This window comes from Mesorhizobium erdmanii USDA 3471 (assembly GCF_000472705.1).
Classification (GTDB): Bacteria; Pseudomonadota; Alphaproteobacteria; order Rhizobiales; family Rhizobiaceae; genus Mesorhizobium; species Mesorhizobium erdmanii.
In genome coordinates, this window is sequence record NZ_KI421454.1 from 423,077 (window position 1) to 448,332 (window position 25,256).

Sequence of the window (25,256 nt, forward strand, 5' to 3'; positions counted from 1 at the left end):
AACGGCGTTCCGCGTTGAACAATTCCCGCCGATGTCGGACATGCGACATAGCAGTGTTAGAGCCATCATGTTGTTTTGAAATGATTCCCTTCTTTGGCACGGTCCATGCGTAGCTGTTCGCGAACGCGTCCGGCCTGAAGGAGAGACAGTCCATGATCAAGCGCACCGAAAACGCCGTGGCCTAAAGACCGCGCTTGCCGGGGGCCGAGCCGGCGCAACGCTGGCGCACCAAGGTCGAGGCGGGTTGCCGCGCCGGCGCCAAGAAGCGCGCAGGCCGAATGTGGCGGCGGCAACTCCTTCGGCTAACCATCATCATCATCATCATCATGACAGACCGGGCGTGCGCCTTGTGTGATTGCGCTCAGGAGAAGGATCACATCCATGAGACCTGTTTATCTGGACAACAACGCAACGACACGGGTCGATCCTGAAGTCGTTCAAGCAATGCTGCCGTTTTTTACCGACCAATTCGGCAACCCTTCGTCGAGCCACGATTTTGGCGCTTCCGCCGGGGCGGCGGTGAGAAAGGCGCGCCTGCGGGTGCAAACGCTGATCGGAGCGGAGTTCGACGACGAGATCACCTTCACCTCGGGCGGGACGGAAAGCGACAACGCCGCGATCCTCTCGGCGCTCGAGGTGATGCCTGAGCGCACAGAGATCGTGACTTCCGCAGTCGAGCATTCGGCCGTGCTGACGCTTTGCGCCCACCTTGAGAAGACGCGCGGCATCAAGGTGCATAGGATCCCGGTGGATCGCCACGGCCGGCTCGACCTCGACACTTATAAGGCCGCCCTCACCCCGCGCGTGGCGATCGTCTCGATCATGTCGGCGAACAACGAGACCGGAACGATCTTCCCGGTGGTCGAGCTTGCTGAGTTGGCCAAGGAAGTCGGCGCCCTTTTTCATACCGACGCGGTGCAAGCGGTCGGCAAGCTTGCGATCGACTTGAAATCGACGGCAATCGATATGCTGTCTCTCTCCGGTCACAAATTACACGGACCGAAAGGGATCGGCGCACTTTATATAAAGCGCGGCGTGCGCTTCTGTCCGCTGATCAAGGGGGGAGGCCAGGAGGGCAACCGCCGCGCGGGCACGGAGAATACGCCAGGCATCGTCGGCCTCGGCGTGGCAGCCGATCTTGCCTTGAACTTCATGGACGACGCGAACACACGGGTAAAGGCGTTGCGCGACCGCCTGGAGAAGGAACTTCTCCAGTGCATCCCAGACGCCTTCGTCGCCGGCGATTTGCTAAAGCGGTTGCCGAATACCGCAAACATCGCCTTTGGAGATATCGAAGGTGAGGGCATACTGCATTTCCTCAATCGCGAGGGCATCGCCTGCTCCTCCGGCTCTGCTTGCGCCTGCGGCTCGCTGGAGCCGAGCCACGTCTTGGTGGCGATGAATATCCCCAATAACGCGGCACACGGCGCAATCCGTTTCTCCTTTTCGCGCAACAACGGCGAGGAGGACGTCGACCGCGTGCTCGAGGTCATGCCCGGGATCGTTAAGAAGCTGCGTGAGCTTTCCCCATCTGCCAGCCAGGCGAGAGGACTTCAATCAACTCCAGGCCTGGGCGACAAGGCAAACCCGACCACCGTTTCCGGCCCAGGAGAAAGCAATGCGCAGTTGTTTCGCTGAAAGCCGTGCCATCGATGTCACCGACATCCTCGCCCGGCTGAAGAGCCTGTCGGCTGCGGAGGAGTTCTTCGCAGTCCTTGGCATCTCTTATGATCCGAAGGTGCTCAATGTCTCACGGCTGCATATCCTGAAGCGCATGGGCCAATATCTCGCTGAAGAGGATTTCGCCGGTCTTCCCGACGGGGTGATCGCCGCGCGGGCGCGTGCGACATTGGAACGCGCCTATGAGGATTTCGCGACATCCTCGCCACTCACCCACCGGGTCTTCAAGGTGCTCAAAGAGCACGATCCCGACAAACCGGCCACTCGGGACCACACCTTTGTCCCGTTCGAGTCGATCCTGAGGCGGTTCGGGACAGAATGAACGCGACACGAGTGCGACGCGACAATGTCGAAAAGCCGACAAACTCGGTCATCACGACGGCACCGTTCGGAAGAAAACAACCCCATGTCAAAAGGAAACAGAGCAACGCAAAGCGGTTGGCACGAATGATGCTGCGAAGGAGATGAACGCCAGGGCCGCTTGCGGATTGGAGCCGAGAAAGACGCAATGCACATTGTAATCTGTATCAAGCAGGTGCCGGACTCCGCGCAGATACGTGTTCACCCGGTGACGAACACGATCATGCGCCAGGGCGTGCCGACCATCATCAACCCTTACGACCTGTTCGCCCTCGAAGAGGCACTGAGATTGCGCGACGCCCATGGCGGCGAGGTCACCGTGCTTACGATGGGTCCGCCGATGGCAGAAGATGCGCTGCGCAAGGCGCTCACCTATGGCGCCGACCGCGCGGTACTCTTGACCGACCGCTGTTTTGCCGGCTCCGACACGCTGGCGACGTCCTTCGCGCTTTCTCGGGCAATCGTGAGAATTGGCGAGACCTTTGGCGCGCCGGACATCGTCTTCGCCGGCAAGCAGACGATTGATGGCGATACCGCCCAGGTCGGGCCCGGCATCGCCAAGCGCCTCGGCCTCCTGCAGTTCACCTATGTGGCGAAGATCGACTCTATCGATGTCGATGCGCGCGAGATCACCGTCAAGCGCCGTTCGGAAGGCGGTACGCAGATGCTGAAAAGCAGGCTGCCTTGCCTCGTCACAATGCTGGAAGGCACCAACGAAATCCGCAGGGGCTCGCTCGACGACGCCATGCGCGCCGCGCGCAGCCAGATCGTGAAATGGAGCGCGGCCGAAGCTGGCATTGACGACCTCAACAAATGCGGCCTGCGCGGCTCGCCGACGGTCGTCAAGCGCGTTTTCGCCCCTACCACGCGGGCGGAAAAGGCGACGCAGATCGACATGACCGACAAGACGCAGCACGACCTCGCTGACGAACTGATCGCCTCAATCTTTACCCGCCAGCCAGCGCTGGAACACGAACTCGCCTTCGACGGCGGCCAGTGACGGGACGGCAAGGAGAGATGATGTCGAACGCTAACCGCGAAGCCCCTCCTTCCGCCGGCCGTGCCGGCATCAAGAGGGAATTGCCTGAGCACTTTAGGGACTATCGGCACGTCTGGGTTTTCATCGAACTGGAACGCGGCGAGGTCCATCCCGTGTCCTTCGAACTGCTTGGCGAAGGCCGCAAGCTCGCCGACAAGCTAGGCATCCAGCTTGCGGGGATCGTGCTCGGACCGCCGGGTGAGGCCACGCAGCATGCCATTGCCGAGGCCTTTGCTTACGGCGCCGACCTTGTCTATCTCGTCGAGGCACCGTTGCTTGCCGACTATCGCAACGAGCCTTTCACCAAGGCGATGACGGATCTGGTCAATACCCACAAACCGGAGATCCTGCTTCTTGGTGCCACCACGCTCGGCAGGGATCTCGCTGGCTCAGTAGCGACGACCTTGCTGACAGGGCTCACTGCCGACTGTACCGAACTCGATGTGGTCGACGGTTCGCTCGCTGCGACCCGTCCGACTTTCGGCGGTTCCTTGCTATGCACGATCTATACGCTCAACTACCGGCCGCAGATGGCCACCGTACGACCGAGGGTTATGGCCATGCCACCGCGGACGGATAAGCCGGTCGGGCGTGTCATCCGGCACAAGCTGTCAATGACCGAGGAAGAGATCATCACCAAAGTCCTTGGCTTCAACCTCGATCGCCAATCGGCAAAGGCAAATCTCGCCTACGCCGACATCGTGGTTGCCGGAGGCCTCGGTCTGGGCTCAGCGGAGAATTTGCAGCTTGTGAAGAATCTAGCGCGGGCAATCGGCGCCGAATATGGCTGTTCGCGCCCGCTGGTCCAGAAGGGCTGGATGCCGGCCGATCGGCAGGTTGGCCAAACGGGCAAGACCATCCGGCCAAAGCTCTACATAGCGGCCGGGATTTCCGGCGCCATTCAGCATCGGGTTGGCGTGGAGGGGGCTGATTTGATCGTAGCCATCAACACCGACCCGAACGCCCCGATCTTCGACTTTGCCCACCTCGGCATCGTCACCGACGCAATCCGTTTCCTGCCGGCATTGACGGAAGCTTTCACCCGGCGGCTGTCGCCGCACAGCCACGACAAGCTTGCGAGCTAAGGGAGAGGGCCATGATCGAGGAAGAATTCGACGCCATCGTCGTCGGGGCCGGTATGTCCGGAAACGCGGCCGCCTACACCATGGCAAGCCAGGGCCTGACGGTGCTGCAGTTGGAGCGCGGCGAGTATCCGGGCTCCAAGAATGTCCAGGGCGCCATCATGTACGCCGACATGTTGGAGCAAATCATTCCGGATTTCCGGGATGATGCGCCTCTCGAGCGGCATCTGGTCGAGCAGCGATTCTGGGTGATGGACGACACCTCCCACACCGGGATGCAGTATCGATCGGACGATTTCAACGAGGCGAAGCCCAATCGCTACACGATCATCCGCGCCCAATTCGACAAGTGGTTTTCGCGCAAGGTGCGCCAGGCCGGCGCGACGGTGCTGTGCGAGACGACGGTGACCGAACTTGTCCGCAATGCCAGCGGCAAGGTGATCGGCGTGCGCACCGACCGGGCTGGCGGGCCGATCTACGCGGACGTCGTCGTGCTCGCAGAAGGTGTCAACGGACTGCTCGGTACACGGGCCGGCCTGCGCAAGATGCCGAAGCCAGAAAGCGTGGCGCTCGCTGTCAAGGAAATGCATTTCCTACCCGATGAGGTCATTGAGCAGCGGTTCGGCCTCCAGGGCGACGAAGGCTGCGTGATCGAAGCGGCGGGCACGATTTCCCGCAGCATGGCCGGACTGGCCTTCCTCTACACCAACAAGGAGTCGATCTCTCTCGGCATCGGCTGCCTCGTCTCCGATTTCGCCCAGACAATGGAGAGCCCTTACGTCCTCCTCGACAACTTCAAAAACCATCCTTCGATCCGGCCGCTGATCGCGGGCTCGGAAGTCAAGGAGTATTCCGCGCATCTCATTCCCGAAGGTGGCTACAAGGCAATTCCGCAGCTCTTCGGCGACGGTTGGGTGGCGGTCGGTGATGCCGCCCAACTGAACAACGCTATTCACCGCGAGGGTTCGAACCTTGCCATGACTTCCGGTCGCATCGCGGGCGAGGCAATCATTGAGATCAAGGGCCGCAACCAGCCGATGATCAGGAGGAACCTCGCCCTCTACAAGACCATGCTGGACAAGTCCTTCGTAGTCAAAGACCTGATGAAATATAAGGACATGCCGGCCCTGATACACACCAATTCCCGCAATTTCTTCATGACTTACCCGCAGTTGATGTCGCAGGCCGCGCAGAACTTCATGCGGGTCGACGGAACCCCGAAAATCGAGAAGGAAAAGGCGACCACTGCTGCCTTCATCAAGGCGCGTTCGCGCTGGGGGCTGATCAGCGATGTGGTCCGCCTGGCACTCGCCTGGCGCTGAAGGAGAAACAGGATGACGATGGCCGTGACGAAGTTACGTGTCGAGGAGAAGCTTTATCAGAACCGCTATCTGGTCGATCCGGGCCGCCCGCATATCAAAGTGCGACCGCATGAGAGGCCGAGCGCGAACCTGCTCGCGCTGACACACATCTGCCCGGCCAAGTGCTATGAGTTGAACGACAAGGGACAGGTGGAGACGACTTCCGACGGCTGCATGGAATGCGGCACCTGTCGCGTGCTGTGCGAGGCCAGCGGTGAGATCGTGTGGAATTACCCGCGCGGCGGCTTCGGGGTTCTCTTCAAGTTCGGATGACTGGCGCAAAGAGCGGGAAACGAGAGGCTCGCAATGCGGTCAAGACCGCCAATATTGTTCACAATTGCCGAAAGGCTGAAAATACTATGTTTCTGGAACTCAAAATACAAAAAAGGGCTTGGGAGGAGCACGTTGGACAACCCTTGAGGTGTTTGCATGGCTCACATGCTTCCAGATCAGGTCGGTGAAATTGCATCTCGGAACACCCCGCCTGAACCTGCGGTCGAAGCGGCGCGCAATGCGGACAGCTTGCTCAGGGGAATCTACGAGATATCGAAGATTCTGACTGCCCCGACCCGGCTGGAGATTACGCTTGCCAATGTCGCGAATATCCTCTCCTCGTTTGTGCAAATGCGTCATGGCGCAATCGTCGTCCTGGACGCTGAAGGAGAGCCGCAGATTAGCGCAACTACCGGCGGCGCTGTGCCTCAGTCAGCCGCCGGCAGCGTCATACCCCAGGCTGTAATAGACAAAATCGTCGCTACTGGAGTGCCGATCGTCATACAAGACACAAGCACGTCCGAGCTATTTCAGGCTGATCCTCAATCGAGCAGCGGCACGGTCGCAACTGCGTTTATCGGTGTCCCGTTAAAGGCTGAGGAAAGGATCTTCGGGACGCTGTCGATCGACCGCGTCAGGAACGGTACCACCTGGTTCCGCTACGAGGAGGACTTACGTTTCCTGGCCATGGTCGCCAATCTGGTCGGCCGAACCATTCGCCTGCATCGCACTTTGAGCACAGCTGGTCAGCGACCTATCGAGAAGCAACCGAGACCAGAGCAGTCGCTCGACGAGGACAGGACCCATTCGGCCCGACATCCGCATGTCAAGATCGACGGAATCATCGGAGAAAGTCCCGCACTCAAGCAAGTGCTGGAGATCGTCTCGGTCGTGGCCAGGACCAATTCCACCGTGCTTCTGCGAGGCGAAAGCGGTACTGGCAAGGAGTTCTTTGCACAGGCCATCCATAAGCTTTCACATCGGAGGGAGAAATCCTTCGTCAAATTGAACTGCGCCGCACTGCCCGAAAGCGTCTTGGAATCGGAGCTCTTTGGCCACGAGAAGGGCGCCTTCACCGGAGCTATCCTGCAGCGCGCCGGCCGGTTCGAATTGGCGAATGGCGGAACCCTGCTGCTTGATGAAATCGGCGAGATTTCGCCTGCCTTTCAAGCCAAGCTGTTGCGCGTCTTGCAGGAAGGAGAACTTGAGCGAGTGGGCGGCACCAGGACCCTAAAGGTTGACGTGCGGCTCATATGCGCCACCAACAAGGACCTCGAGATGGCTGTCCGGAATGGAGAGTTCAGGGCCGACCTTTATTACCGCATCAATGTGGTGCCAATAGTCCTGCCTCCCCTCAGAGAGCGGCCGGGCGATATTCCACGTCTTGCCAAAGCTCTCCTCGATAGATTCAACAAGGAGAACCATCGCGATCTTGCCTTCACGCCGTCGGCGCTTGACCTGATCTCGCAATGCTATTTCCCTGGCAACGTGCGTGAGTTGGAGAATTGTGTGCGACGGACGGCCACACTTGCGCGTTCAACGACAATAACTGCGTCGGATTTCGCCTGCAAGAACAGCCAGTGCCTGTCTTCGCTTCTGTGGAAAGGAGTCGGCCGTTCGCACGGCGCCTATGCCGTCGACGAGTTCGCACGTGGCAATATGATGCCGGTTGGATCGCCGCTGCCTGCCATGCGAGTCGGCCCCTCACAGAATGAGGCATCGCCCGGCGAGACCTGCGACCCCCACCATCCCGTTTGCCCTGCAATGAACCCGCGTCTGACGGAACGCGACCGGCTGATTGATGCGATGGAGAAAGCCGGCTGGGTTCAGGCCAAGGCGGCTCGTGTTCTTGGTCTCACGCCGCGGCAGGTCGGCTATGCTTTGCGCCGGCATCGTATCGGAGTGAAGAAGTTCTAAACGTCCCTGGTGACATCAAACGTGGGGGCGCGGTTGCTGCCCGCACCGGGCGTAACTGAGACAAGACGTCACTTTTCGCGTTGCTTTTGACCGTTGTCGGCGACCTGACAAAACCGTGTCGCAGGAAACGGACACAATTGGACACAAACGGCGGACGTAAAAGCCAACATGACGGATAAGACCGCTTTTGGAGTTGGCATATCTCTTGCGCTCTGAAGTGCGATGTTCACACCACGCACGGAGCCGCTCCATGTCCGCACCGATGATTTCGCTACAGGGCCTTTCCGGCACGACAGTCTTCGATCAGTCGCCGGCGAGAGCGAAATCCGGTGGCTGCGCATCTTCATCCTGCGGCTCCTCCGCGAAGCCGCACGAGATGGACTCGACCGTCTGGGAGAAGATCAAGGATCATCCCTGCTTTTCAGAGGAAGCGCACCACTATTTCGCGCGCATGCATGTGGCGGTCGCCCCAGCCTGCAATATTCAATGCAACTACTGCAATCGCAAATATGACTGCGCCAACGAAAGCCGGCCTGGGGTCGTTTCGGAAAGGCTGACGCCCGACCAGGCGCTGCGCAAGGTGATCGGGGTTGCCAACGAAGTGCCGCAGCTTTCCGTGCTTGGCATCGCCGGACCGGGCGATGCCTGTTACGACTGGAAGAACACAAAGGCGACATTCCAACGGGTCGCCAAGGAAATCGCCGACATCAAGCTGTGCATCTCAACCAACGGGCTCGCGCTGCCAGACCGCGTCGCCGAGCTTGCCGAAATGAATGTCGATCACGTGACGATCACCATCAACATGGTCGACCCGCGGATCGGTGCCAAGATCTATCCGTGGATCTTCTATGACAACCGCCGTTATACCGGCGTTGAGGCAGCCACGATCCTGCACGAACGACAGATGTCGGGGCTGGAGATGCTGACGGCGCGCGGCATCCTCACCAAGATCAATTCGGTGATGATCCCCGGCGTAAACGATGAGCACCTGATCGAGGTGAATAAATGGGTCAAGGAGCGCGGCGCGTTCCTGCACAATGTCATGCCGCTGATTTCCGACCCGGCGCACGGTACGCATTACGGCCTGAGCGGGCAGCGCGGCCCCAAGGCAATGGAGCTGAAGGCGCTTCAGGATCGTCTCGAAGGCGGCGCCAAGTTGATGCGCCACTGCCGGCAGTGCCGGGCCGATGCTGTCGGCCTGCTCGGCGAGGATCGTGGCCAGGAATTCACGCTCGACCGGCTTCCCGACAAGGTCACGTACGACGCCAGCAAGCGCGAGACATATCGGGCAGTGGTCGCGCGCGAGCGGGGCGACCGCATGGCGGCCAAGAGCGAGGCGCTCGGGATGGTCAAGACCGCGGGCTCCGGCAAATCGCTTCTGGTCGCGGTGGCGACCAAGGGTGGCGGCCGCATCAACGAACATTTCGGCCATGCGAATGAATTCCAGGTTTATGAGGCCTCGCCGAAAGGGATCAGCTTCGTCGGTCATCGCAAGGTCGAGCAGTATTGCCTCGGCGGCCGGGCCGAGGACAAGAGCCTCGACGGCGTCATCTCTATGCTCGAAGGCGTAGACATCGTGCTGTGCGCGAGAATTGGAAATTGCCCCGAGGATCGTCTCAAGGAAGGTGGGATCCGAGCAACGGATGCTTACGGGTATGACTACATCGAGACCGCGATCGGCGCGCTTTACGCCGCCGAGTTTGGGAGTGAGCCACTGGCTGCGACGGCCTGAGCCGCCTCATTCTAACCGAACCGGAGTTGAAAATGGCTTTTAAGATCATCGCTTCCCAATGCACCCAGTGCGGTGCCTGTGAGTTCGAATGCCCTTCGGGCGCGATCAAGTTCAAGGGCGAGACCTACGTGATCGATCCGATAAAGTGCACCGAATGCGAGGGGACCTTCGAAACGCAGCAATGCGCCTCGGTATGTCCGGTGTCGAAGACTTGCGTCCCCGCCTGACCTCCATTTCGGCTACCGACACGGTCGAGGCGCCTCCGCAGGACCATTGACCTCCTGTTGGAAAGCTGCAGCCGAGAGAAAGGAACGGCCATGAGCCTCGGACGCGAACAGGACATCGAAATCCGTACACCGCCGCGATTCATGCCGGGTGAGCGGGTCCGCGCCACACGCCACATAAAAAATGACGGCACCTATCCGGGCAAGGAGATCGGTGAAAATCTGGTGCGCAAAGGCGACGAGGGTTATGTGCGCGACATCGGCACCTTTCTCCAGCAGTTCTACATCTATGCGGTCGAATGGGTCGATCGCGGCACCGTCGTCGGCATGCGTGCGCGTGAACTCATGAGCCTTGAGACGGCCCGGACTCCTTCCAGTGCCGAAATCGGTGCTGGCTTTAACAAAGGAACGGCCCGATGAGGGTAATGATCCGCAGGACCGGTGCTGGCTTGTCGGCATATATTCCCAAAAAGGATCTCGAAGAGCCGATCATCAAGGTCGACAACGAACACTTATGGGGCGGGGCTGTGACGCTGAAGAACGGCTGGCGGTTAGTTCTGCCCGACCTTCCGTGGGACACGCCTTTGCCGATTACCGTCGAGGCAAGGAAGATTTCCGGCGAGGACTGACCTTCGGGTTGACACAAAGAGAGCGGCAAAGGGATACGAGCATGAACACAATGACCTCGGGCCATCTCGTCGTCATTCGGGACAGTTTTGCCGAAAGGCAGCTTGACCTTTTGAAGAAAGCGCTCGCGGCCGATCAGGTCATTCCCTATCTCGGCCCGGGCTTGCTTGAGATCCGCTCCGCGGGACCGCCCGTACCGCATACCCCCGAAGCCGTTGCCGCAGCGCTCAACAAGCGCACGCCAGCCCCTTCGAAGATTCGCACCAACATGTGGTCGGTAGCGCAGTATATCGAACAGCGCCGGCACCGCCGGACGCTTCAAGTTTGGATGGCCGAAATATTCGCGGCCCCGGTGGTGCCGACCATCTTGCATGCCTGGCTTGCAACGCTGCCGCTCTCCGTGATCGTCGACAGCTGGTACGACGGTGCCATGCGCGCGGCTCTAATACAGACCCGCCGAACCGACGTCGTCGAAATACAGGGCGTAACACGGGCGCACGAGATCGGTGACATTTGGACGAAAGCCTACGATTTGTCCGGGATATTACTCGAATCCGCACCAGCGGCGAAGACGGTTCTCTACGCCCCTCACGGCGGTGCCAGGCCGGCCGCAAACTTCCTCGTCGCAGATTCCGACTACGTTGAAGTGCTGAGCGAAATCGACATCCAGACGCCGATCCCTGACCTGGTGAAGGAACGGCGAGCCAGCCGTGGTCTTTTCTTCATCGGCTGCCGCTTCAACGATCAGATGCTGCGCACCTATGCCCGGCAGATCATGAAGCGCTCCAATGGCCCACATTTTGCGGCAATCGATACAGCGACGCTGACCAAGAACGAGCGTCGTTTCCTTGCGGCAAGCGCAATCACGGTCATTGACATGCCGACGGGTCAGGCCGCAGCCCGTCTCGTCGGACTGGGCGAGACATTGCATGAAGCCAAACGGGGTATCGTTTGAGCCATTCCCAGACGCCTCAACATTGCCGAAAAGGTAAAACGGGCAATTGACTTCCGGGCTTTTCAACAACTCCGAGAGGCGCTCTGAAAAGCTACGACGGTTATTTCATTCGAGGCTGCAGCGGATATGGCATTCGATGCTGCGGATGAACACAGCGGCGACGGGCTCGAACCAGCCGAGCAGAGCATAGTCTGGCGCCAGGGTTGTCGCGGCGAGCGGTCGCAGCTGATCGGCTTCACTTGGCGGTAAAAGCTGTGGCACGGCGCGATGAGCAGGGCCGGTTGGGGTCGATGCCAATCGAGCTAAGGCCAAGCGTGCTCACCGCATAGGCGGCCACCTGCCACTGCCATATAGGCGGTCACCTGCCACTGCCATCCCAGAGCGTCAGGATGATCGCGTTGCGCGACAGCTTGGCGCGCCGCAGACGCGAGCGATTGGTTCAGGGCAGCCCGCTTCGCCATCAACGAGACCCGCTGCTGCATGAGTTGTAAACGCCCGCACCACGGCGCCGCGAATCCGCGCTTGTGGCGCCATGACCTGAGGCGAGTGAGTTCGGCGCTAACAACGCAGACTGAACCAATCCGATCAGCCCGGCCCATGCCGGAGAGCACGGCGACCAATGCCGCCAGCTCCCCCACGCAGGGGGACACGATCCCGCTTGCGGCTAAGCGCGAGTTGAAAAGCATACGTCGACGCCCGCCATTTCCGCATGCACCGCCTTGGATAAGGCCTGCCTCGAGGCATGATGCGGGCCTGGTTGGCTTTCCTGTCGATGCCAGCTTCGTAAGCAGCGGCTCCCGCGAGGTCGAGCAGTTCTAACTGGCGGCTTGAGTTGACGGCGCTCACGCACAGCCGTTCCAGGTGCGGCCGGTTATGCGGCCTTCCCCCTTCCCATTGGCTTGGGCAAGCTTCTGGGTGATCCTCTGCGTCGCCGGTCGCAGAGAGGTCCGGTCTGCCACGTCAGCACAGGCCAATATGGCGGCCGCCTCGGTATGTATGCGTCCCTCTCTTCTGTTTGGCCTGACTGAACAAGCTTGCACCCGGTCGGACATGCAGTCCAACCAGGATGCGCCCATCCACATCAAGCCCCATGAATGCGAAGAAAATCCTCATACGTCGCTTGCAACCCGGCACCAAGAGACGTTTTGGCTTTCCAGCCAAGGTTACGCAAGCGCGTTACGTCCAGTAACTTGCGCGGAGTACCGTCTGGCTTCGTCGTGTCGAATACCAAATTGCCCTCCCAGCAGACCGCCGCCTTGACGAGTTCCGCCACCTCGCGAATTGTGACATCCTCACCAACGCCAACATTAATCAGGGGCGCAGTGTCGGGGGCTGTCAAGGCGTCAAAATCCGAATCTGGCAGGCCAAGCAGGAACGCAATGGCATCGCCTACATCCGACGAATACATAAACTCTCGTCGAGGCTTTCCGGATCCCCAAATCTCCACCGAGGTGTCGCCGTTTATTTTAGCTTGATGAAAACGGCGTATCAGGGCAGGCAGAACGTGGGAATTTTCGGGGTGATAATTATCGCCGGGACCATATAAGTTGGTCGGCATCAACGCGAGATAGCGTGTCTGGTACTGCCGGTTGAAAGACCAGCATGATTCGACTCCTGCGATTTTTGCCAAAGCGTAGGGACGATTCGTCGCTTCAAGCGGACCGGTTAGAAGGTATTCCTCCCGTATCGGCTGCGGACAGTCGCGTGGATAGATACACGAGGAGCCAAGAAAAATCATCCGTTCGACGCCGGACGCGTAAGCGGCATCAAAAACACTGAGTTGAATCGCTAAGTTGTTATGAAGGAAATCGACAGGCGAGCTCGCGTTCGCCAGTATACCACCAACCTTTGCGGCGCACATAACGACGTAGTCAGGCCGCCGCGACATGAAGAACTTGCGCGTCTCGCTCCGATCAAATAGATCCAGTTCGTCGTGCGTACGTGTTATTATCTCATAGGATCCTAATGCCTCGAGAGCTCTCATTGTGGCGGATCCGACAAGGCCGCGATGGCCTGCTACATAGACTTTCTTCATCTTTTTGTTTTCCATTGATAACGCTCCGGGCGCTCCTTAAGAAGGCCACCATAGCACTGACAATAAGCCAGCATGGCGCCGCGGTTGTCAGCATAACTCTCGTGGACTGTGTGAATAATAACCCTGCTTCATCAGCACTGCGTCACGCTCTGCCATGCGCAAATCTTCCCGAACCATCTCCCTAACCAATTCGATGAAGGAGATTTTGGGCTCCCACCCAAGTTTTTCTTTCGCCTTGCGGGCATCGCCGAGAAGTGTCTCGACTTCTGCAGGACGAAAATAACGGGGATCTACTTTTACGATCAGAGCTCCCGTCTTTGCATCGTACCCCTCTTCGTCGACCCCTTCCCCCACCCAACGAACATCGATGCCGAGTTCAGCGGCCGCGACGGTGACGAATTCGCGCACCGAATGTTGCTCACCGCTAGCGATCACAAAGTCTTCAGCTTGCTCCTGCTGCAGCATCAACCACTGCATCTGGACGTAGTCTCGAGCGTGCCCCCAATCGCGACGCGCATTAAGGTTGCCCAAGAATAGAGTCCGCTGCATTCCAAGCTTGATCCGAGCCAGGGCGCGCGTGATTTTGCGCGTTACAAATGTTTCTCCGCGCGCGGGTGACTCATGATTAAATAAAATGCCGTTACACGCATATAAATTGTAAGCTTCTCGATAGTTTACGGTGATCCAGTGAGCATACAATTTGGCAACAGCGTAGGGTGATCGGGGGTAGAACGGTGTCGTCTCGGTCTGTGGCGTTTCCCGCACCAGCCCGTAGAGCTCAGACGTCGAGGCTTGGTAGTAGCGCGTATGCTCGACGAGCCCCAGGATCCGAATTGCCTCGAGGATACGCAGCGCACCCAAGGCATCGGAGTTCGCGGTGTATTCTGGTTCTTCAAAGGAGACTGCAACGTGGCTCTGAGCTGCCAAATTGTAAATTTCGTCCGGCTGAACCAGTTGGATGACGCGCGTAAGGCTCGACGAGTCTGTCAAGTCCCCGTGGTGAAGTGTAAGATCAACGCCACCTTCATGAGGGTCATGATAGAGATGGTCTATACGGCCCGTATTAAAAAGAGACGATCGTCTCTTTATCCCATGCACAGAATAGCCCTTTTCTAAAAGCAATTCTGCGAGGTAGGAGCCGTCTTGCCCCGTGACTCCGGTGATTAAAGCGACTTTTCTCTTTGACAAGCTTGAATCCTTTTTGATTTTGACGCGCCCATGAAAATGCTCGCCTGCGGCGGGATTGCGTGGCGAGAAAGGGGCACATTGGGCAGGGCGAACGGGGGCCTCTGCGCGAAGGCAAGGGAGAGTTCGAGCGGCATGCCAGCCTTTCATGGAGCCGGGAAACATTTGAAAGAGTTGTCGACCAAGATCAAACGACGCGGGTCGTTCAAATCGAATTCGACAATTCGTGGCACGAAGAGGCGGGCATAGCGGGTGAAGGCGCTAGTCGGAGGAAAGCGAATAACAGTGTCGCATCGACCGAGGAGATACATCTCAACGAGAGCGGAAAAACCCCCGTCGGTGCCCAGTGCTGCACTGTGTAAGGAGCCGGCCTGATCCGCCTGGAAGCGTTTTGGGACGGTGAAAAGTTCGGGAAATACGCCCGACAGGTGATCAACAACCTTGGCGCTGTCTGTACACAAGAACACCCTTACAGGTCTTGAATGCGGTTGCGCCTTGGCCATACGAATAGCAGTGCATACCTGCTCTAAGGCAACCTTCGGATCAGCCCAGTAAGGTGCGTGATCCATAATATCTTCGCCGTTGCCGTGGCGGACATGGACTCCAATTATGCTGTGCCCGTCAAAATGTTCCTGGTAGAGCGCTTCAATGCGATCCTCAATTTCGACCCTCGGTGTGATGCTCCTAAATATGGTTCGCTCGGCCTTTTCATCGCAGCGCCACATCAAGCAAGCATCACACACTACCGTGTTGGCTTCACAATCATCTTGGGCCTGGAAAAGATCGTTAAGCTCGTCACGTTCTTGGAAAATCTGTTCATCCGGACGGTACACGCAGTCGATGGATGGCTTGTTCCACCATGACGGGAAGAAGGGACCAGGGAATGAGACGTGGTTGATCTGGTCATCGCAAATGACCCGTACACCACCGATATCTTCAATTGGCTTGAAGAAAGCTGGAAAGGCATTCGCAAACGGGTTGTCAAGGTAACAAGAGCCGCGCCAATCTATTGCTAAAGCTCGTCCCGTCCGATGTGCGTAGTCCCAAGCCGACGCGAGAGACCACAGGCAATCACCGAGACCCGTGCGCCGTCGAGAAACAACGAACCGATCGTTCCTTGAGCGATCAACAAGCATCTAAATTGCCTCTCTCCAGAACACCACAAGCCTCAGCTTTGCTGCTGCCTTTGAGGCAAACGCCTGCGCAATTCGGGGAAGCTTGTCGTGCTGCGCCAATGCGATGTAGCTTGCGTCTATCGCGGAAGTGCCTGGCCGCGATGGACGCGCGCCTGGGCTGGTCTTCGGCGCAGACCAGAAAATGCTCTTCGGAGCCAACGCAAACATCAACCACTGTCCTTAAGGCTGCTACATTCTTGAATTCTTTCTATGCAACGTGCCGTAACATCGGTAAAATCGTCTGTTTCGATGAAACGCATCCACGCCATGGATGGCTAGTGACATGGGTTCCAGGGCGTTGGCTGTGAACCTCTCGTTGTGCTCTACGCGCCGCTAACCCAGCGGAACCTCACGGTGACAGCACGCAGCATCGACCTAAGTGAGCCGGCCTTGAGCGCGGGCCGCGGCCACGATCCCAACGATCTCCTCTGTGTGCGGGCAAGAAGATTGAGCTTCGACTGGGCCAGGTTCTGCATGGGAGCGCCACAAAGAAAGAGGCGATCCGTCGAGCGATAAGCGAGCCTGAGGTCGCTTTCGAAGCGCTATGCCATCAAGCCCAAGACGGTCGCGAAGTGGAGGAGCGGAGTTCGACCGCCGATCTGCTCACCGGCCCCAGGGAGCCGAGATCGAAGGTTCTGTCTGCCGTAGGAAGACCGTTGTTGTGGCCATCCGCCGCAACACGCTGCTGCCGCTGGACGAATGCCTCTACGCCTTGCAGCCGACGATCCCGCATCTGACGCGCTCTTCATTGCACCGATGTCTGCAGCGCAAGCATCGGCTTCTTCCACATTGATATTGCGGAGGTCCCAACCGAACAGGGCAAGCTAAACATCAAGGCCTTTGTACCGCGGCACCGCCTGTCGCGAACCTTCGCGCCCCCTCTGTCCCGCCGGCACCAAAGGAGACCGTCGCAGCGCCGTTGTTGCTAGATCACATTCAATTCCCTAAACGCCCGCCCTTCGGCGACACGGATGTACCCAAACGCGGAGCAATCGACCGTGCGGTAGCCGCCATGCACCAGCAGCTCCGCCAGCGCCTTGCCGACCGCCGGGGCCTGCTGCAGACCGTGGCCTGAAAATCCGTTGGCGAAGAGAAAATTGCCGACTTCGGGATGCGGGCCGATCACCGCGTTCTGATCCAACGTGTTGTAATCGTAGTGCCCGGCCCAGGCGCGGGTAGGCTTGATGGCCTCGAAGGCCGGAATGCGGGTCGCCAGCACCGGCCAAATCACCTCTTCGAACAGCGGCCACTCGACCTCGAAATCCTTGGGATCGGCCGGGCCGTCGCCCTCTTCAGGCTCGGCGCCGCCGGTGAGATAGACCGAGCCTTCCGGCCTGACATAGATGCCGGAGGGATCGACCAGCAGCGGCATGTCGGCATATTTTTCGCGCGCTTCGAAGACGAAGACATTGCGCTTGCGCGGCTCGACCGGCAGCGCCAGCCCGGCGAGAGCGGCGACCTTGCCGGCATTCGGCCCGGCGGCATTGATGACGGTGCCGGCTTCGATCGTCTCGCCATTGTCGAGCCTGACGCTGGTGACACGGTGGCCCTGTCGCTCGATGCCGATGACCGAGGCGGTCATAAAGTCCACGTTCTTGCTGCGCAACGCCTTGCGGAACAGCGTCAGCATGGCATGCGCGTCGAACCAGCCTTCGCCGCTGCGGCCATAGGCGCCGGCGGATATTCCTTCGGTCGACAGCCAAGGAAAGCGGCGCGTAAGCTGGTCGGCGTCCTCCAGCACGATGTCAGCGCCCTCGGCCATCTGCGCCTCGTGATTGGCTTTGAGGATCGGCAGACCGTTCTCGCTGGCGAGAATGAGAAAGCCGCCCTCGCGAAAACCGATGTCGGCGTCCGCGCCGAATTCCTCCTTCAGCCGCCGGAACAGTTTCAGCGTGAACTGCGACAGGCGGATGTTTTCCGGGATCGAGAATTGCTGGCGGATCGAGGCCAGGGACAGCGTCGTTGCCGCATGCGCGAATTGCGGATCGCGCTCGATCAGCGCGATCGAGCCGGAAAACCCCTCCTCGCGCAGATAGTAGGCGATCGAAGAGCCGACGATGGCTCCTCCGATGATAACGATGTCGTAACGCACTTTTTTGTCGCCTTTCCGGTAACCGCCCGTGTCGATCACACAGCCGTCAGCAGATGTCGAAGCGCGTGCCGGGGCCGGGCGCGGGCCTAGCGAGTTGAAATGGGTTGCCACATGCGCTTGATCCAGCGGCCCTCACGCGGCTGCCGGTCCTGCTTCACGCAGCAAGTCGTCGACTGTGTCCGTCTTCTCCCAGGTGAGCTCAGGCTCTTCACGGCCGAAGTGTCCGTATGTCCACGTCTTGCGGTATATCGGGCGCAAGAGATCAAGCATCTTGATGGCGCCTTTCGGTCGGAGATCGAAAACATGCGAATCCAGACATAAGCCTTGATCCCCTGCCCCCTGCTCGAGATCCTGCCCTCGTCCTTCATCAACGCCCTGGCTAATGTCGGGCGAGTGCTCGGTGAGAGCCAGAACGATGCGCAATTTCGACCATCAAAGCCGATGGCATCGTCGTCGTAGCCAATATCGAGTATCGTATCGCGGGCGACTTGGGTGTAATCGATGTGCGCAAGGCTGGTACCCTCCTCCTGCTGACTTTGTCATTTCGCGCTCTTCGCAAATGCTGTTTGGCGGCGGAACATAAAACGACACCAGATTTCTGTCGCCACAGATCTCGAAAGTTGTGATGAGCGTACCATTGACAGCGATTTGCGCTCGCAAAGATTCCATGAATTTCTTTGAAGGATCTGTTGCAACGCTAAACAAGAACGCAACGAGATTGGCGAGGGGCTGGTAAGACGGCAAGCTGGAACTGGTTGGAAGAGCGCGTCAGATGCGGAACGTCGCCTGCAACTCGTAGAGGCAATCGTCGAGCGGCAGCAGCCTGTTGCGGCGGAAGGCCACAACAACGGTCCTCTTCCTCGGCAGACAGAACTGTCGCCTCCCTGGGGCCGGTGGACAGATCGGCGGTCGAATTCCGCTTCTCCACTTCGCGACCGTCTTGGGGTTGATGCCATAGCGCTTCGAAAGCGACCTCAGGCTCGCTTCACTATGTTGTATCGCTCGACGGATCGCCTCTGTCGTTGTGGCGCTCCATGCAGAACCTGGCCCATAGTGCATCCTTTGAGTCGGATGAGAATGGCGAAATTTCTTTTCCGCGACATGCGAGCAAGAAGGCTTCAGCCAATGGCGGTTTTTCGATAATCGGCCGCGTCTATCCCATGTCGTTTCAGCTTGTCGTAGAAGGTCTTGCGGGGAACTCCCAGGACTTCGATCGTGCACCTCACGTCGCCGCCGCATTCCTGCAAGGCATCGCGGATGACAGTCGCCTCATAAAGGCTGACCTTCTCGGACAAGGGGAGGCTTGATACCGCTTGTTCCTTTCGACCTGACGCAATGGGCGTGCCTAGCCCTTCGAGTCCCAATGCAACGCGATCGGCGAAATGCACGAGTTCACGGACATTGCCGGGCCAATTGTGGCTCACGAGGCGATCGCGCACGCCAGCGCTTATGTCCGGAACTGGCCTGCTGAAGCGTTTGGAGGCGCGTTCCAGGAAATGCCCAAAGAGCATCGGGATGTCTTCGCGCCTTTCGCGAAGCGGCGGGATACGGAGCGTCACCACATTGAGCCGGAAATAAAGGTCTTCCCGGAAATCTCCGCGAGCGGCCGGATCGCCGAGATCGGCCTTCGTAGCCGACACGACACGAAGGTCGACGCTGCGGGTTTCGTTCGTGCCGAGCGGCGTGATCTGCCGGGTCTCAAGCACCCTCAGGAGCTTCACCTGGAGTGCTGGCGGCATCGACTCGATTTCGTCGAGGAAGAGCGTCCCTCCGTTCGAATGCTCGATGCGACCGGTCCTGCGCCTCTGCGCGCCAGTAAAGGCGCCTGCCTCGTGCCCGAAAAGTTCGCTATCGATGACGCTTTCGGGCAGCGCTCCACAATTCAGGGCAACGAAGGGCTTCGTGCGTCGTCTGCTCCAGCGGTGAAGCAGATCCGCGACCACCTCCTTGCCCGTGCCCGTCTCGCCTTCCACAAGGACATCCACATCGGTATCGGCGATCTGGCGGAGAGTTTCGCGCAATCGAATCATGGCCGGTGCCTCCCCGATCAGCGGGATATCGCCCGCAGATCGGACAACCGCATCCCTAAGACGTCTGTTTTCCAGGACCAGGCGCCGTTTTTCCGAAGCGCGATGCAGCGTCACGAGAAGCCGGTCGTTCGCATATGGCTTCGAGATGAAATCGTAGGCGCCATCCTTGATGGCGGCAACGGCCAGCTCGACGTCGGCATGCCCGGTGATCAGGACAACCGGAATTTCCGGGTCGATCGCCTTCACTCGCTCGAAGAGCTGAAGTCCGTTCAGCCCGGGCATACGGATGTCACTCACGACAGGGCCATCGAAGTTCCCGTCGATTCTGGCGAGTGCGGCCTCGGCCGAACCGAACACGCTCGGTGAGAACGAGGCAAGCTTCAGCATCTGCGTGGCTGCGCGAAGCACATCCTCGTCATCGTCGATAAAAATGACCGGTCCTGATTCAGCACTCATGCCGCTCGCCTCAGCTCGACCGTGAAGGAAGTCCCTCTCCCGTGGCCGGCATCATCATGCCGCAACGAGCCGCCGAGCTCACGTGCGATCTCTTGCGAAATGACCAGGCCAAGACCGAGACCCTTTTCCTTGTTGGTAACGAACGGCATGAAGAGGCTCCCGCGAATGTCGGGGGCAAGGCCGGGGCCGTTGTCCCGAAGGGAAATAGCGACCATTTCCCCGTTTTCGGCGAGCGCTATCTCGACGCGGGGCTCCGGTTGATCCTTCAGAGCGTCAAGCGCGTTCTGGAGAAGGTTGACGAGTATCTGCTCCAGTCGCATGCGGCTTGCCATGACAATTGGAGACGGATCGATCCGCTTCCGTTCAATCGTCACCCCGGAATCGCGAATTCGGCCTGAAAGAAGCGACAGAGCGCCGTCGATCGCGTCGTCCGCCAGTATCGGTCCCATCGATCCGCTGGCGCGGCGGGAAAAGGACCTTAGCGTTTCAGTGATCGTGCCGATCCTGCCGGTCATGGCGACGATCGAGGTCAGATTCTCGGCGGTTTCTTGCGACCGGCCGATCCCTAGAAGACGCGCGGCATTTTCAGCATAGGTGCGGATTGCGGCGACCGGCTGGTTGATCTCGTGGGCGACCCCGGCCGTTATCTGTCCCAGGATTGACAAGCGGTTCGCCTGGGCGAGTTCGTCGCGCAGGCGACGCACTCTCGCTTCAGCGTTCTCTCGCTCGGCGATCTCACCGGCGAGCGCTGCGTTCGAGCTCTGGAGCTCCGCCGTGCGCAGTTCGACGCGATGCTCCAGTTCCGCATTCAGCAACACAAGCACTTCTTGCCGCTGCCGGGCCGCGCGCCGCCGTCGAACAATGATGAAAATGACGAATCCAACGAGAACGAGGGCAAGCAGCGTTGTCACGCGGGCTGTCATGACCGCCGAGGAGATCTCGGTGTCGGCGGGGATGAGCAACGACATGCGCCAGCCCGGAACTGCTTTGCCGAGATCCTGCGAAACCGCAACGAAACCGGCTGATCGACTCTCAGGAGTTGCGGTGACCAGGTTGTCGCCGCGGCGGGAAAGCGGCACCGGCTCGAAAGTCACGCCCGGTAGCTGTAGACGATCGCGAGCGGTTTGCTTCTCCTTTGCGGAAAGCGGTGAGAGAGCGCCAAAACGCCATTGGGGCACGCTCGTGGTAAGAACCACGCCTCGCTCATCGGTCGTGAAGACCACGAAGCCGCTCTCCAGCCAACGCGACTCGACGCGGTCGAGCTCCACCTTCACCACAACCACACCGAGCGGCCCCTCCGGCCCATCGACCCGGCTCGACAGATAGAGACCAGGGCGCGCGCTAACCGTGCCGAGCGCATATTGCATAGCCGCGCCATCCGCCATCGCCTCGATGAAGTAGTGGCGGAAGCGGTAATCGCTGCCGACGAAACTGGTCGGCTCGCCGGCGTTGCTCGCAGCAACCGCTACGCCCTCAGAATTAATGATGTAGAGTATAGAAGAGCCGGCGTCGCGCGCGATGGCGCGAAGCTTCTCATCAAGCGCGGCTTCGTTGGCAGTGCTCGGACTGCGAAGCATCTCCTGAACGGCACCGTCGCGTGCCAGAACCAGCGGAATCATTCGCTGCTTCTCGATCTCTCCTTTCAAACTGTCGGCTGCAAGCGGGAACGCGGCAAGAGCACGGTCGCGTAGGGCATACTCTGCTCTGGTGCCGGCGATGCGTCCCGTTGCAAAGACGACGAAACAGAGCGCCGCACCAAGAATTGCAAGCAAAACCACAAGCCAGAGAGATCGACCGCCGGATCTACCAGGGAAGACCAATGGGGCGCGCTGGAAGGCGCCATTACCCATGTCTTCTTCTTCTGCCATCGTATTCTTAAAACCGATCATCGACGAACCATAGTGCGGGGTTCTGCCAGAAGGGAAGGCGATCCGTGCGGAAAACCGCACAATCTTGCTGCGCGATTTGTTGAAGATACCTGAGGCTCCGGCGATTTCCGCGCTCTCTTGGCTTGGCACGGCTCTTGCGGTCAACAACGCAGCAGCGTTCGACCGGGGCGCCGCGATGGGAGAAGCCGCGGGGAGGAACAGCCCGCCCCAAACCGGTCAGGGAGAGAAAACTTACATGTTGACCCCACTGGCTCCAAGCGTAAAGCGCGCACCCCGCAAGACCCTTTTTGCCAAGCCTTACGTGCAGGTGCTTGTCGCAATCCTCCTCGGAGTTGCGGTTGGCCATTTTTATCCGCAAATCGGAGAAAACCTGAAGCCGCTCGGCGATGCCTTCATCAAGCTCGTCAAGATGATCATCGCGCCCGTTATCTTTCTGACCGTGTCGACTGGAATTGCCGGCATGAGCGATCTTCAGAAGGTCGGCCGTGTTGCCGGCAAGGCGATGGTCTATTTCTTCACCTTCTCGACGCTCGCGCTTATCGTCGGCCTCATCGTCGGCAATGTCATTCGGCCTGGCGCCGGCCTCAACATCGATCTGACCTCGCTCGACGTCCAAGCCGTCAATGGCTATGCCTCAAAGGCCCATGAGCAGTCCGTGACCGGCTTCCTCATGAACATGATCCCGACCACGATTGTCGGCGCCTTTGTGGAAGGCGACATTCTACAGGTGTTGTTCTTCTCCGTCCTCTTCGGCATCGCGCTGGCGATGGTCGGAGAATCGGGCAAATCGGTTCTTTCCTTCCTTCAGGACCTCACTGCACCCGTTTTCAAATTGGTCGGCATCCTGATGAAAGCCGCGCCGATCGGTGCTTTCGGAGCAATGGCCTTCACGATTGGCAAATATGGCATCGGTTCGGTAGCCAACCTTGCGATGCTGGTCGGGACCTTCTATCTCACGGCCTTCCTCTTCGTATTCGGGGTTCTCGGTGCAGTCTGTCGCTACAACGGCTTCTCGATCTTTTCTCTTATCCGCTACATAAAGGAAGAGCTGCTGCTGGTCCTCGGAACGTCCTCCTCCGAGGCTGCGCTGCCCTCTCTCATGGAGAAAATGGAAAAGGCCGGCGCCAAGCGCTCGGTCGTGGGCCTGGTTATCCCGACCGGATATTCCTTCAATCTGGATGGCACCAATATCTACATGACCCTCGCGGCCCTTTTCATCGCGCAGGCGACGAATACGGATTTGTCAGTTGGCGATCAGGTCCTGCTGCTGCTCGTCGCGATGCTTTCCTCCAAGGGTGCAGCAGGTGTCACAGGTGCCGGCTTCGTCACGTTGGCCGCTACGCTCTCCGTAGTGCCGGCAGTTCCCGTTGCTGGAATGGCGCTGATCCTTGGCGTCGATCGCTTCATGTCGGAATGCAGGGCACTGACGAATTTGGTCGGTAACGCGGTGGCATCGCTCGTCGTCGCCCGCTGGGAAGGCGAACTGGATCAGGCGCAATTGAAAGCTGCATTCTGCGGCCACCAGCCTGCCGAGACATCAACCGGCCAGCCACTGATAACGCCCGCGCCGAGCAACTCGGCAGCATCGCTGCCGGTTGAATCGCCTGGCTGGTCCCAAACGCCGGACGATCGGGCCGCGGGTTCCAAACAAACTCTCGCGGGCCGATGAAATCAAGAAACCCGAAATGCAGTGGGTGCAAAATCATCTGCGCCTTGCGAAGGTCTTGCACCGGTCACGACACACAAGCCATCGATGATGCGCTTAATGCCTCCGAAGTTTGCGACGGTTCGTGGAACCGGGCGCGGAGCTCGATCGGAGCCGTCGGCACGGCTGAACAATTCGCCCACGCTCTACGTTTCGGCTTCTACCTCGCACCACGCCACGACAAGAATTCGGTAGCGAACAGGATCAATGCAGGAATGACAGATTTTACTGAACCGACCTTTGCCGGATTTCTTCTTGATGTCGTTTAATCAGACTCGAACAATGGCGAAGCGACCTATAATTGCTGATATCGCCCGGGAAGCAGGGGTAAGTGTTGCCACCGTTGACCGAGTTCTGAATGCCCGTCATCCGGTGCGGAAGGAGACTGCGCAGCGGGTCTTAGCGGCCGCACAGGCCATCGGATATCACGCCGCAGGTCTTATCAAGCAGCGCCTGCAGCCGGACCTGCCGCAATATCGGCTTGGCTTCATCTTGAGAAAACCGACTCACCACTTCTACCAGGGCTTCGCGCGTGAGGCCGAAGTGGCGGTCAACGCGGCGAAGTGCTTCCATGGCACTTCGCTCATCGAATTCGCGCCGTCGCACATGCCGTGCGACCTTGTTCCACTGCTCAAGGAATTCGGCGCGCGCTGCCACGCGATCGCCATGGTGGCGCCGGACCATCCGGCGATCACGGCAGCCGTCCAAGAACTCAAGGCAAAAGGCATCCCCGTTTTCTCGCTGCTTTCCGATTTCGCCGAAGGTGTTCGTGAGGGTTATATCGGCCTCGACAACCGCAAGGTCGGGCGGACGACAGCGTGGATGCTTTCAAAGGTCGCAAGACGGCCGGGCAAGGTGGCGGTTTTTGTCGGCAGCCACCGTTTTCAGGGGCAGGAGCTGCGGGAGGTCGGCTTTCGCTCCTATTTCCGTGAGAATGCACCGGCATTCGAGCTGCTCGATCCGCTCGTGAACCTTGAGGCACGGCAGATCACCTACGAGGCCACGCTGGATCTCATGCAACGGGAACCCGAACTCACCGGCTTCTATGTGGCCGGCGGAGGTATGGAGGGAGCGATCTCCGCGCTCCGTGAAGAAGGCGAAAGCCGGGGTCTCGTCGCGATCGTTAACGAGATCACGCCGGAGTCACGGGCAGCACTCGCAGATGGCATGATCACGATGTCGGTCGCCACGCCCCAGCGCCTGCTTTGCCAGGAACTGATGACGCTGATGGCCCAGGCCATCAAGGTCGGCACTTCGGAGACGCTTGGGCAGACTTTTCTGCCGTTTGAGATCTATCTGCCGGAAAACATCTGAAAAACTGATAAAATACTATCATGAGAGCCTAATTTCCTTTCATTCATGAAAGAAAAGCAGCGGGAGTTTGATTGACTCACCTGCCTCATTCCGGTCTCGTTTAACGACGAATGATTGCTGCGCGG

21 protein-coding genes and 2 pseudogenes are annotated in these 25,256 nt (G+C 59.1%); 15 read left to right on the top strand and 8 right to left on the bottom strand.

Features of this window, described 5'->3' with window-relative positions:
- Positions 1–381: 381 nt before the first annotated feature.
- From nifS to A3AU_RS01000000136670, 12 genes are all read left to right on the top strand, one after another.
- The gene (nifS, locus tag A3AU_RS0132435; RefSeq protein ID WP_027056554.1) at positions 382–1,638 is read left to right on the top strand and encodes a cysteine desulfurase NifS; all 1,257 of its coding nucleotides are present in this window, start codon (positions 382–384) and stop codon (positions 1,636–1,638) included.
- Positions 1,619–2,002, top strand: coding sequence for a nitrogenase stabilizing/protective protein NifW (nifW, locus tag A3AU_RS0132440; protein WP_027056555.1), 384 nt, complete (start codon positions 1,619–1,621; stop codon positions 2,000–2,002). Before nifS ends, nifW begins: the two co-directional genes overlap by 20 nt.
- Before the next feature lie 186 nt (positions 2,003–2,188).
- Positions 2,189–3,040, top strand: coding sequence for an electron transfer flavoprotein subunit beta/FixA family protein (locus tag A3AU_RS0132445; protein WP_027056556.1), 852 nt, complete (start codon positions 2,189–2,191; stop codon positions 3,038–3,040).
- Positions 3,041–3,060: 20 nt separating this feature from the next.
- A complete protein-coding gene (locus A3AU_RS0132450) occupies positions 3,061–4,164 on the top strand; it encodes an electron transfer flavoprotein subunit alpha/FixB family protein (RefSeq protein WP_027056557.1) in 1,104 nt (367 codons plus the stop codon).
- 11 nt (positions 4,165–4,175) lie between these two features.
- Entirely contained in the window at positions 4,176–5,483 is a 1,308-nt protein-coding gene (locus tag A3AU_RS0132455) for an FAD-dependent oxidoreductase (RefSeq protein WP_027056558.1), read from the top strand.
- 12 nt (positions 5,484–5,495) lie between these two features.
- Positions 5,496–5,795: a ferredoxin family protein gene (locus A3AU_RS0132460; protein ID WP_006333856.1), complete on the top strand. Its 300-nt coding sequence runs from the start codon at positions 5,496–5,498 to the stop codon at positions 5,793–5,795.
- Between the two features lie 156 nt (positions 5,796–5,951).
- The gene (nifA, locus tag A3AU_RS0132465) at positions 5,952–7,712 is read left to right on the top strand and encodes a nif-specific transcriptional activator NifA (protein WP_027056559.1); all 1,761 of its coding nucleotides are present in this window, start codon (positions 5,952–5,954) and stop codon (positions 7,710–7,712) included.
- A 250-nt stretch (positions 7,713–7,962) separates the two neighbouring features.
- Positions 7,963–9,444, top strand: a complete 1,482-nt coding sequence (gene nifB / locus A3AU_RS0132470) for a nitrogenase cofactor biosynthesis protein NifB (protein ID WP_027056560.1) — start codon at positions 7,963–7,965, stop codon at positions 9,442–9,444.
- Positions 9,445–9,476: 32 nt separating this feature from the next.
- Entirely contained in the window at positions 9,477–9,671 is a 195-nt protein-coding gene (locus A3AU_RS0132475; protein ID WP_027056561.1) for a 4Fe-4S dicluster domain-containing protein, read from the top strand.
- Positions 9,672–9,761: 90 nt separating this feature from the next.
- Positions 9,762–10,088, top strand: a complete 327-nt coding sequence (locus A3AU_RS0132480; protein WP_006333875.1) for a nitrogen fixation protein NifZ — start codon at positions 9,762–9,764, stop codon at positions 10,086–10,088.
- Entirely contained in the window at positions 10,085–10,297 is a 213-nt protein-coding gene (gene nifT, locus A3AU_RS0132485) for a putative nitrogen fixation protein NifT (protein ID WP_027033171.1), read from the top strand. The genes A3AU_RS0132480 and nifT overlap by 4 nt, the downstream gene beginning before the upstream one ends.
- 41 nt (positions 10,298–10,338) lie before the next feature.
- Positions 10,339–11,250: an SIR2 family NAD-dependent protein deacylase gene (locus A3AU_RS01000000136670; RefSeq protein WP_006333887.1), complete on the top strand. Its 912-nt coding sequence runs from the start codon at positions 10,339–10,341 to the stop codon at positions 11,248–11,250.
- A gap of 1,081 nt (positions 11,251–12,331) precedes the next feature.
- Here the strand turns inward: A3AU_RS01000000136670 and A3AU_RS0132505 are convergent.
- From A3AU_RS0132505 to A3AU_RS0132515, 3 genes are all read right to left on the bottom strand, one after another.
- On the bottom strand, positions 12,332–13,300 hold the full coding sequence (locus tag A3AU_RS0132505; RefSeq protein WP_027056563.1) for a GDP-L-fucose synthase family protein: 969 nt from the start codon (positions 13,298–13,300) through the stop codon (positions 12,332–12,334).
- 72 nt (positions 13,301–13,372) lie between these two features.
- Positions 13,373–14,473, bottom strand: coding sequence for a GDP-mannose 4,6-dehydratase (gene gmd / locus A3AU_RS0132510; protein ID WP_027056564.1), 1,101 nt, complete (start codon positions 14,471–14,473; stop codon positions 13,373–13,375).
- 143 nt (positions 14,474–14,616) lie between these two features.
- Entirely contained in the window at positions 14,617–15,606 is a 990-nt protein-coding gene (locus tag A3AU_RS0132515) for a nodulation protein NodZ (RefSeq protein WP_027056565.1), read from the bottom strand.
- Between the two features lie 497 nt (positions 15,607–16,103).
- On the opposite strand from A3AU_RS0132515, the pseudogene A3AU_RS1000000137155 reads away from it, so the two are divergent.
- Positions 16,104–16,496, top strand: a pseudogene (locus A3AU_RS1000000137155) (transposase family protein); the annotation flags it as partial.
- 74 nt (positions 16,497–16,570) lie between these two features.
- Here A3AU_RS1000000137155 and A3AU_RS0132530 read toward each other — a convergent pair.
- The 5 genes and pseudogenes from A3AU_RS0132530 to A3AU_RS0132545 form a co-directional block, all read right to left on the bottom strand.
- Positions 16,571–17,737, bottom strand: coding sequence for an NAD(P)/FAD-dependent oxidoreductase (locus A3AU_RS0132530; protein ID WP_027056567.1), 1,167 nt, complete (start codon positions 17,735–17,737; stop codon positions 16,571–16,573).
- Between the two features lie 132 nt (positions 17,738–17,869).
- The gene (locus tag A3AU_RS1000000141075) at positions 17,870–18,160 is read right to left on the bottom strand and encodes a methionine adenosyltransferase domain-containing protein (protein ID WP_027056568.1); all 291 of its coding nucleotides are present in this window, start codon (positions 18,158–18,160) and stop codon (positions 17,870–17,872) included.
- A 334-nt stretch (positions 18,161–18,494) separates the two neighbouring features.
- Positions 18,495–18,789 (bottom strand): annotated as a pseudogene (locus A3AU_RS1000000138675) (IS481 family transposase); the annotation flags it as partial.
- A gap of 66 nt (positions 18,790–18,855) precedes the next feature.
- The gene (locus A3AU_RS0132540; RefSeq protein ID WP_027056569.1) at positions 18,856–20,223 is read right to left on the bottom strand and encodes a sigma-54-dependent transcriptional regulator; all 1,368 of its coding nucleotides are present in this window, start codon (positions 20,221–20,223) and stop codon (positions 18,856–18,858) included.
- Entirely contained in the window at positions 20,220–22,073 is a 1,854-nt protein-coding gene (locus A3AU_RS0132545; RefSeq protein WP_051355540.1) for a sensor histidine kinase, read from the bottom strand. The genes A3AU_RS0132540 and A3AU_RS0132545 overlap by 4 nt, the downstream gene beginning before the upstream one ends.
- A gap of 274 nt (positions 22,074–22,347) precedes the next feature.
- On the opposite strand from A3AU_RS0132545, the gene A3AU_RS0132550 reads away from it, so the two are divergent.
- Both A3AU_RS0132550 and A3AU_RS0132555 read left to right on the top strand, forming a co-directional pair.
- Positions 22,348–23,781, top strand: coding sequence for a dicarboxylate/amino acid:cation symporter (locus A3AU_RS0132550; RefSeq protein ID WP_027056571.1), 1,434 nt, complete (start codon positions 22,348–22,350; stop codon positions 23,779–23,781).
- Positions 23,782–24,099: 318 nt separating this feature from the next.
- Positions 24,100–25,131, top strand: a complete 1,032-nt coding sequence (locus A3AU_RS0132555) for a LacI family DNA-binding transcriptional regulator (protein WP_027056572.1) — start codon at positions 24,100–24,102, stop codon at positions 25,129–25,131.
- The last annotated feature ends 125 nt before the right edge of the window (positions 25,132–25,256 follow it).

Coding starts and splice junctions, on each gene's coding strand:
- nifS (WP_027056554.1), top strand. CDS start 382: ATGAGACCTGTTTATCTGGACAACAACGCAACGACACGGGTCGATCCT.
- nifW (WP_027056555.1), top strand. CDS start 1,619: ATGCGCAGTTGTTTCGCTGAAAGCCGTGCCATCGATGTCACCGACATC.
- A3AU_RS0132445 (WP_027056556.1), top strand. CDS start 2,189: ATGCACATTGTAATCTGTATCAAGCAGGTGCCGGACTCCGCGCAGATA.
- A3AU_RS0132450 (WP_027056557.1), top strand. CDS start 3,061: ATGTCGAACGCTAACCGCGAAGCCCCTCCTTCCGCCGGCCGTGCCGGC.
- A3AU_RS0132455 (WP_027056558.1), top strand. CDS start 4,176: ATGATCGAGGAAGAATTCGACGCCATCGTCGTCGGGGCCGGTATGTCC.
- A3AU_RS0132460 (WP_006333856.1), top strand. CDS start 5,496: ATGACGATGGCCGTGACGAAGTTACGTGTCGAGGAGAAGCTTTATCAG.
- nifA (WP_027056559.1), top strand. CDS start 5,952: ATGGCTCACATGCTTCCAGATCAGGTCGGTGAAATTGCATCTCGGAAC.
- nifB (WP_027056560.1), top strand. CDS start 7,963: ATGTCCGCACCGATGATTTCGCTACAGGGCCTTTCCGGCACGACAGTC.
- A3AU_RS0132475 (WP_027056561.1), top strand. CDS start 9,477: ATGGCTTTTAAGATCATCGCTTCCCAATGCACCCAGTGCGGTGCCTGT.
- A3AU_RS0132480 (WP_006333875.1), top strand. CDS start 9,762: ATGAGCCTCGGACGCGAACAGGACATCGAAATCCGTACACCGCCGCGA.
- nifT (WP_027033171.1), top strand. CDS start 10,085: ATGAGGGTAATGATCCGCAGGACCGGTGCTGGCTTGTCGGCATATATT.
- A3AU_RS01000000136670 (WP_006333887.1), top strand. CDS start 10,339: ATGAACACAATGACCTCGGGCCATCTCGTCGTCATTCGGGACAGTTTT.
- A3AU_RS0132505 (WP_027056563.1), bottom strand. CDS start 13,300: ATGGAAAACAAAAAGATGAAGAAAGTCTATGTAGCAGGCCATCGCGGC.
- A3AU_RS0132515 (WP_027056565.1), bottom strand. CDS start 15,606: ATGCTTGTTGATCGCTCAAGGAACGATCGGTTCGTTGTTTCTCGACGG.
- A3AU_RS0132540 (WP_027056569.1), bottom strand. CDS start 20,223: ATGAGTGCTGAATCAGGACCGGTCATTTTTATCGACGATGACGAGGAT.
- A3AU_RS0132545 (WP_051355540.1), bottom strand. CDS start 22,073: ATGGGTAATGGCGCCTTCCAGCGCGCCCCATTGGTCTTCCCTGGTAGA.
- A3AU_RS0132550 (WP_027056571.1), top strand. CDS start 22,348: ATGTTGACCCCACTGGCTCCAAGCGTAAAGCGCGCACCCCGCAAGACC.
- A3AU_RS0132555 (WP_027056572.1), top strand. CDS start 24,100: ATGGCGAAGCGACCTATAATTGCTGATATCGCCCGGGAAGCAGGGGTA.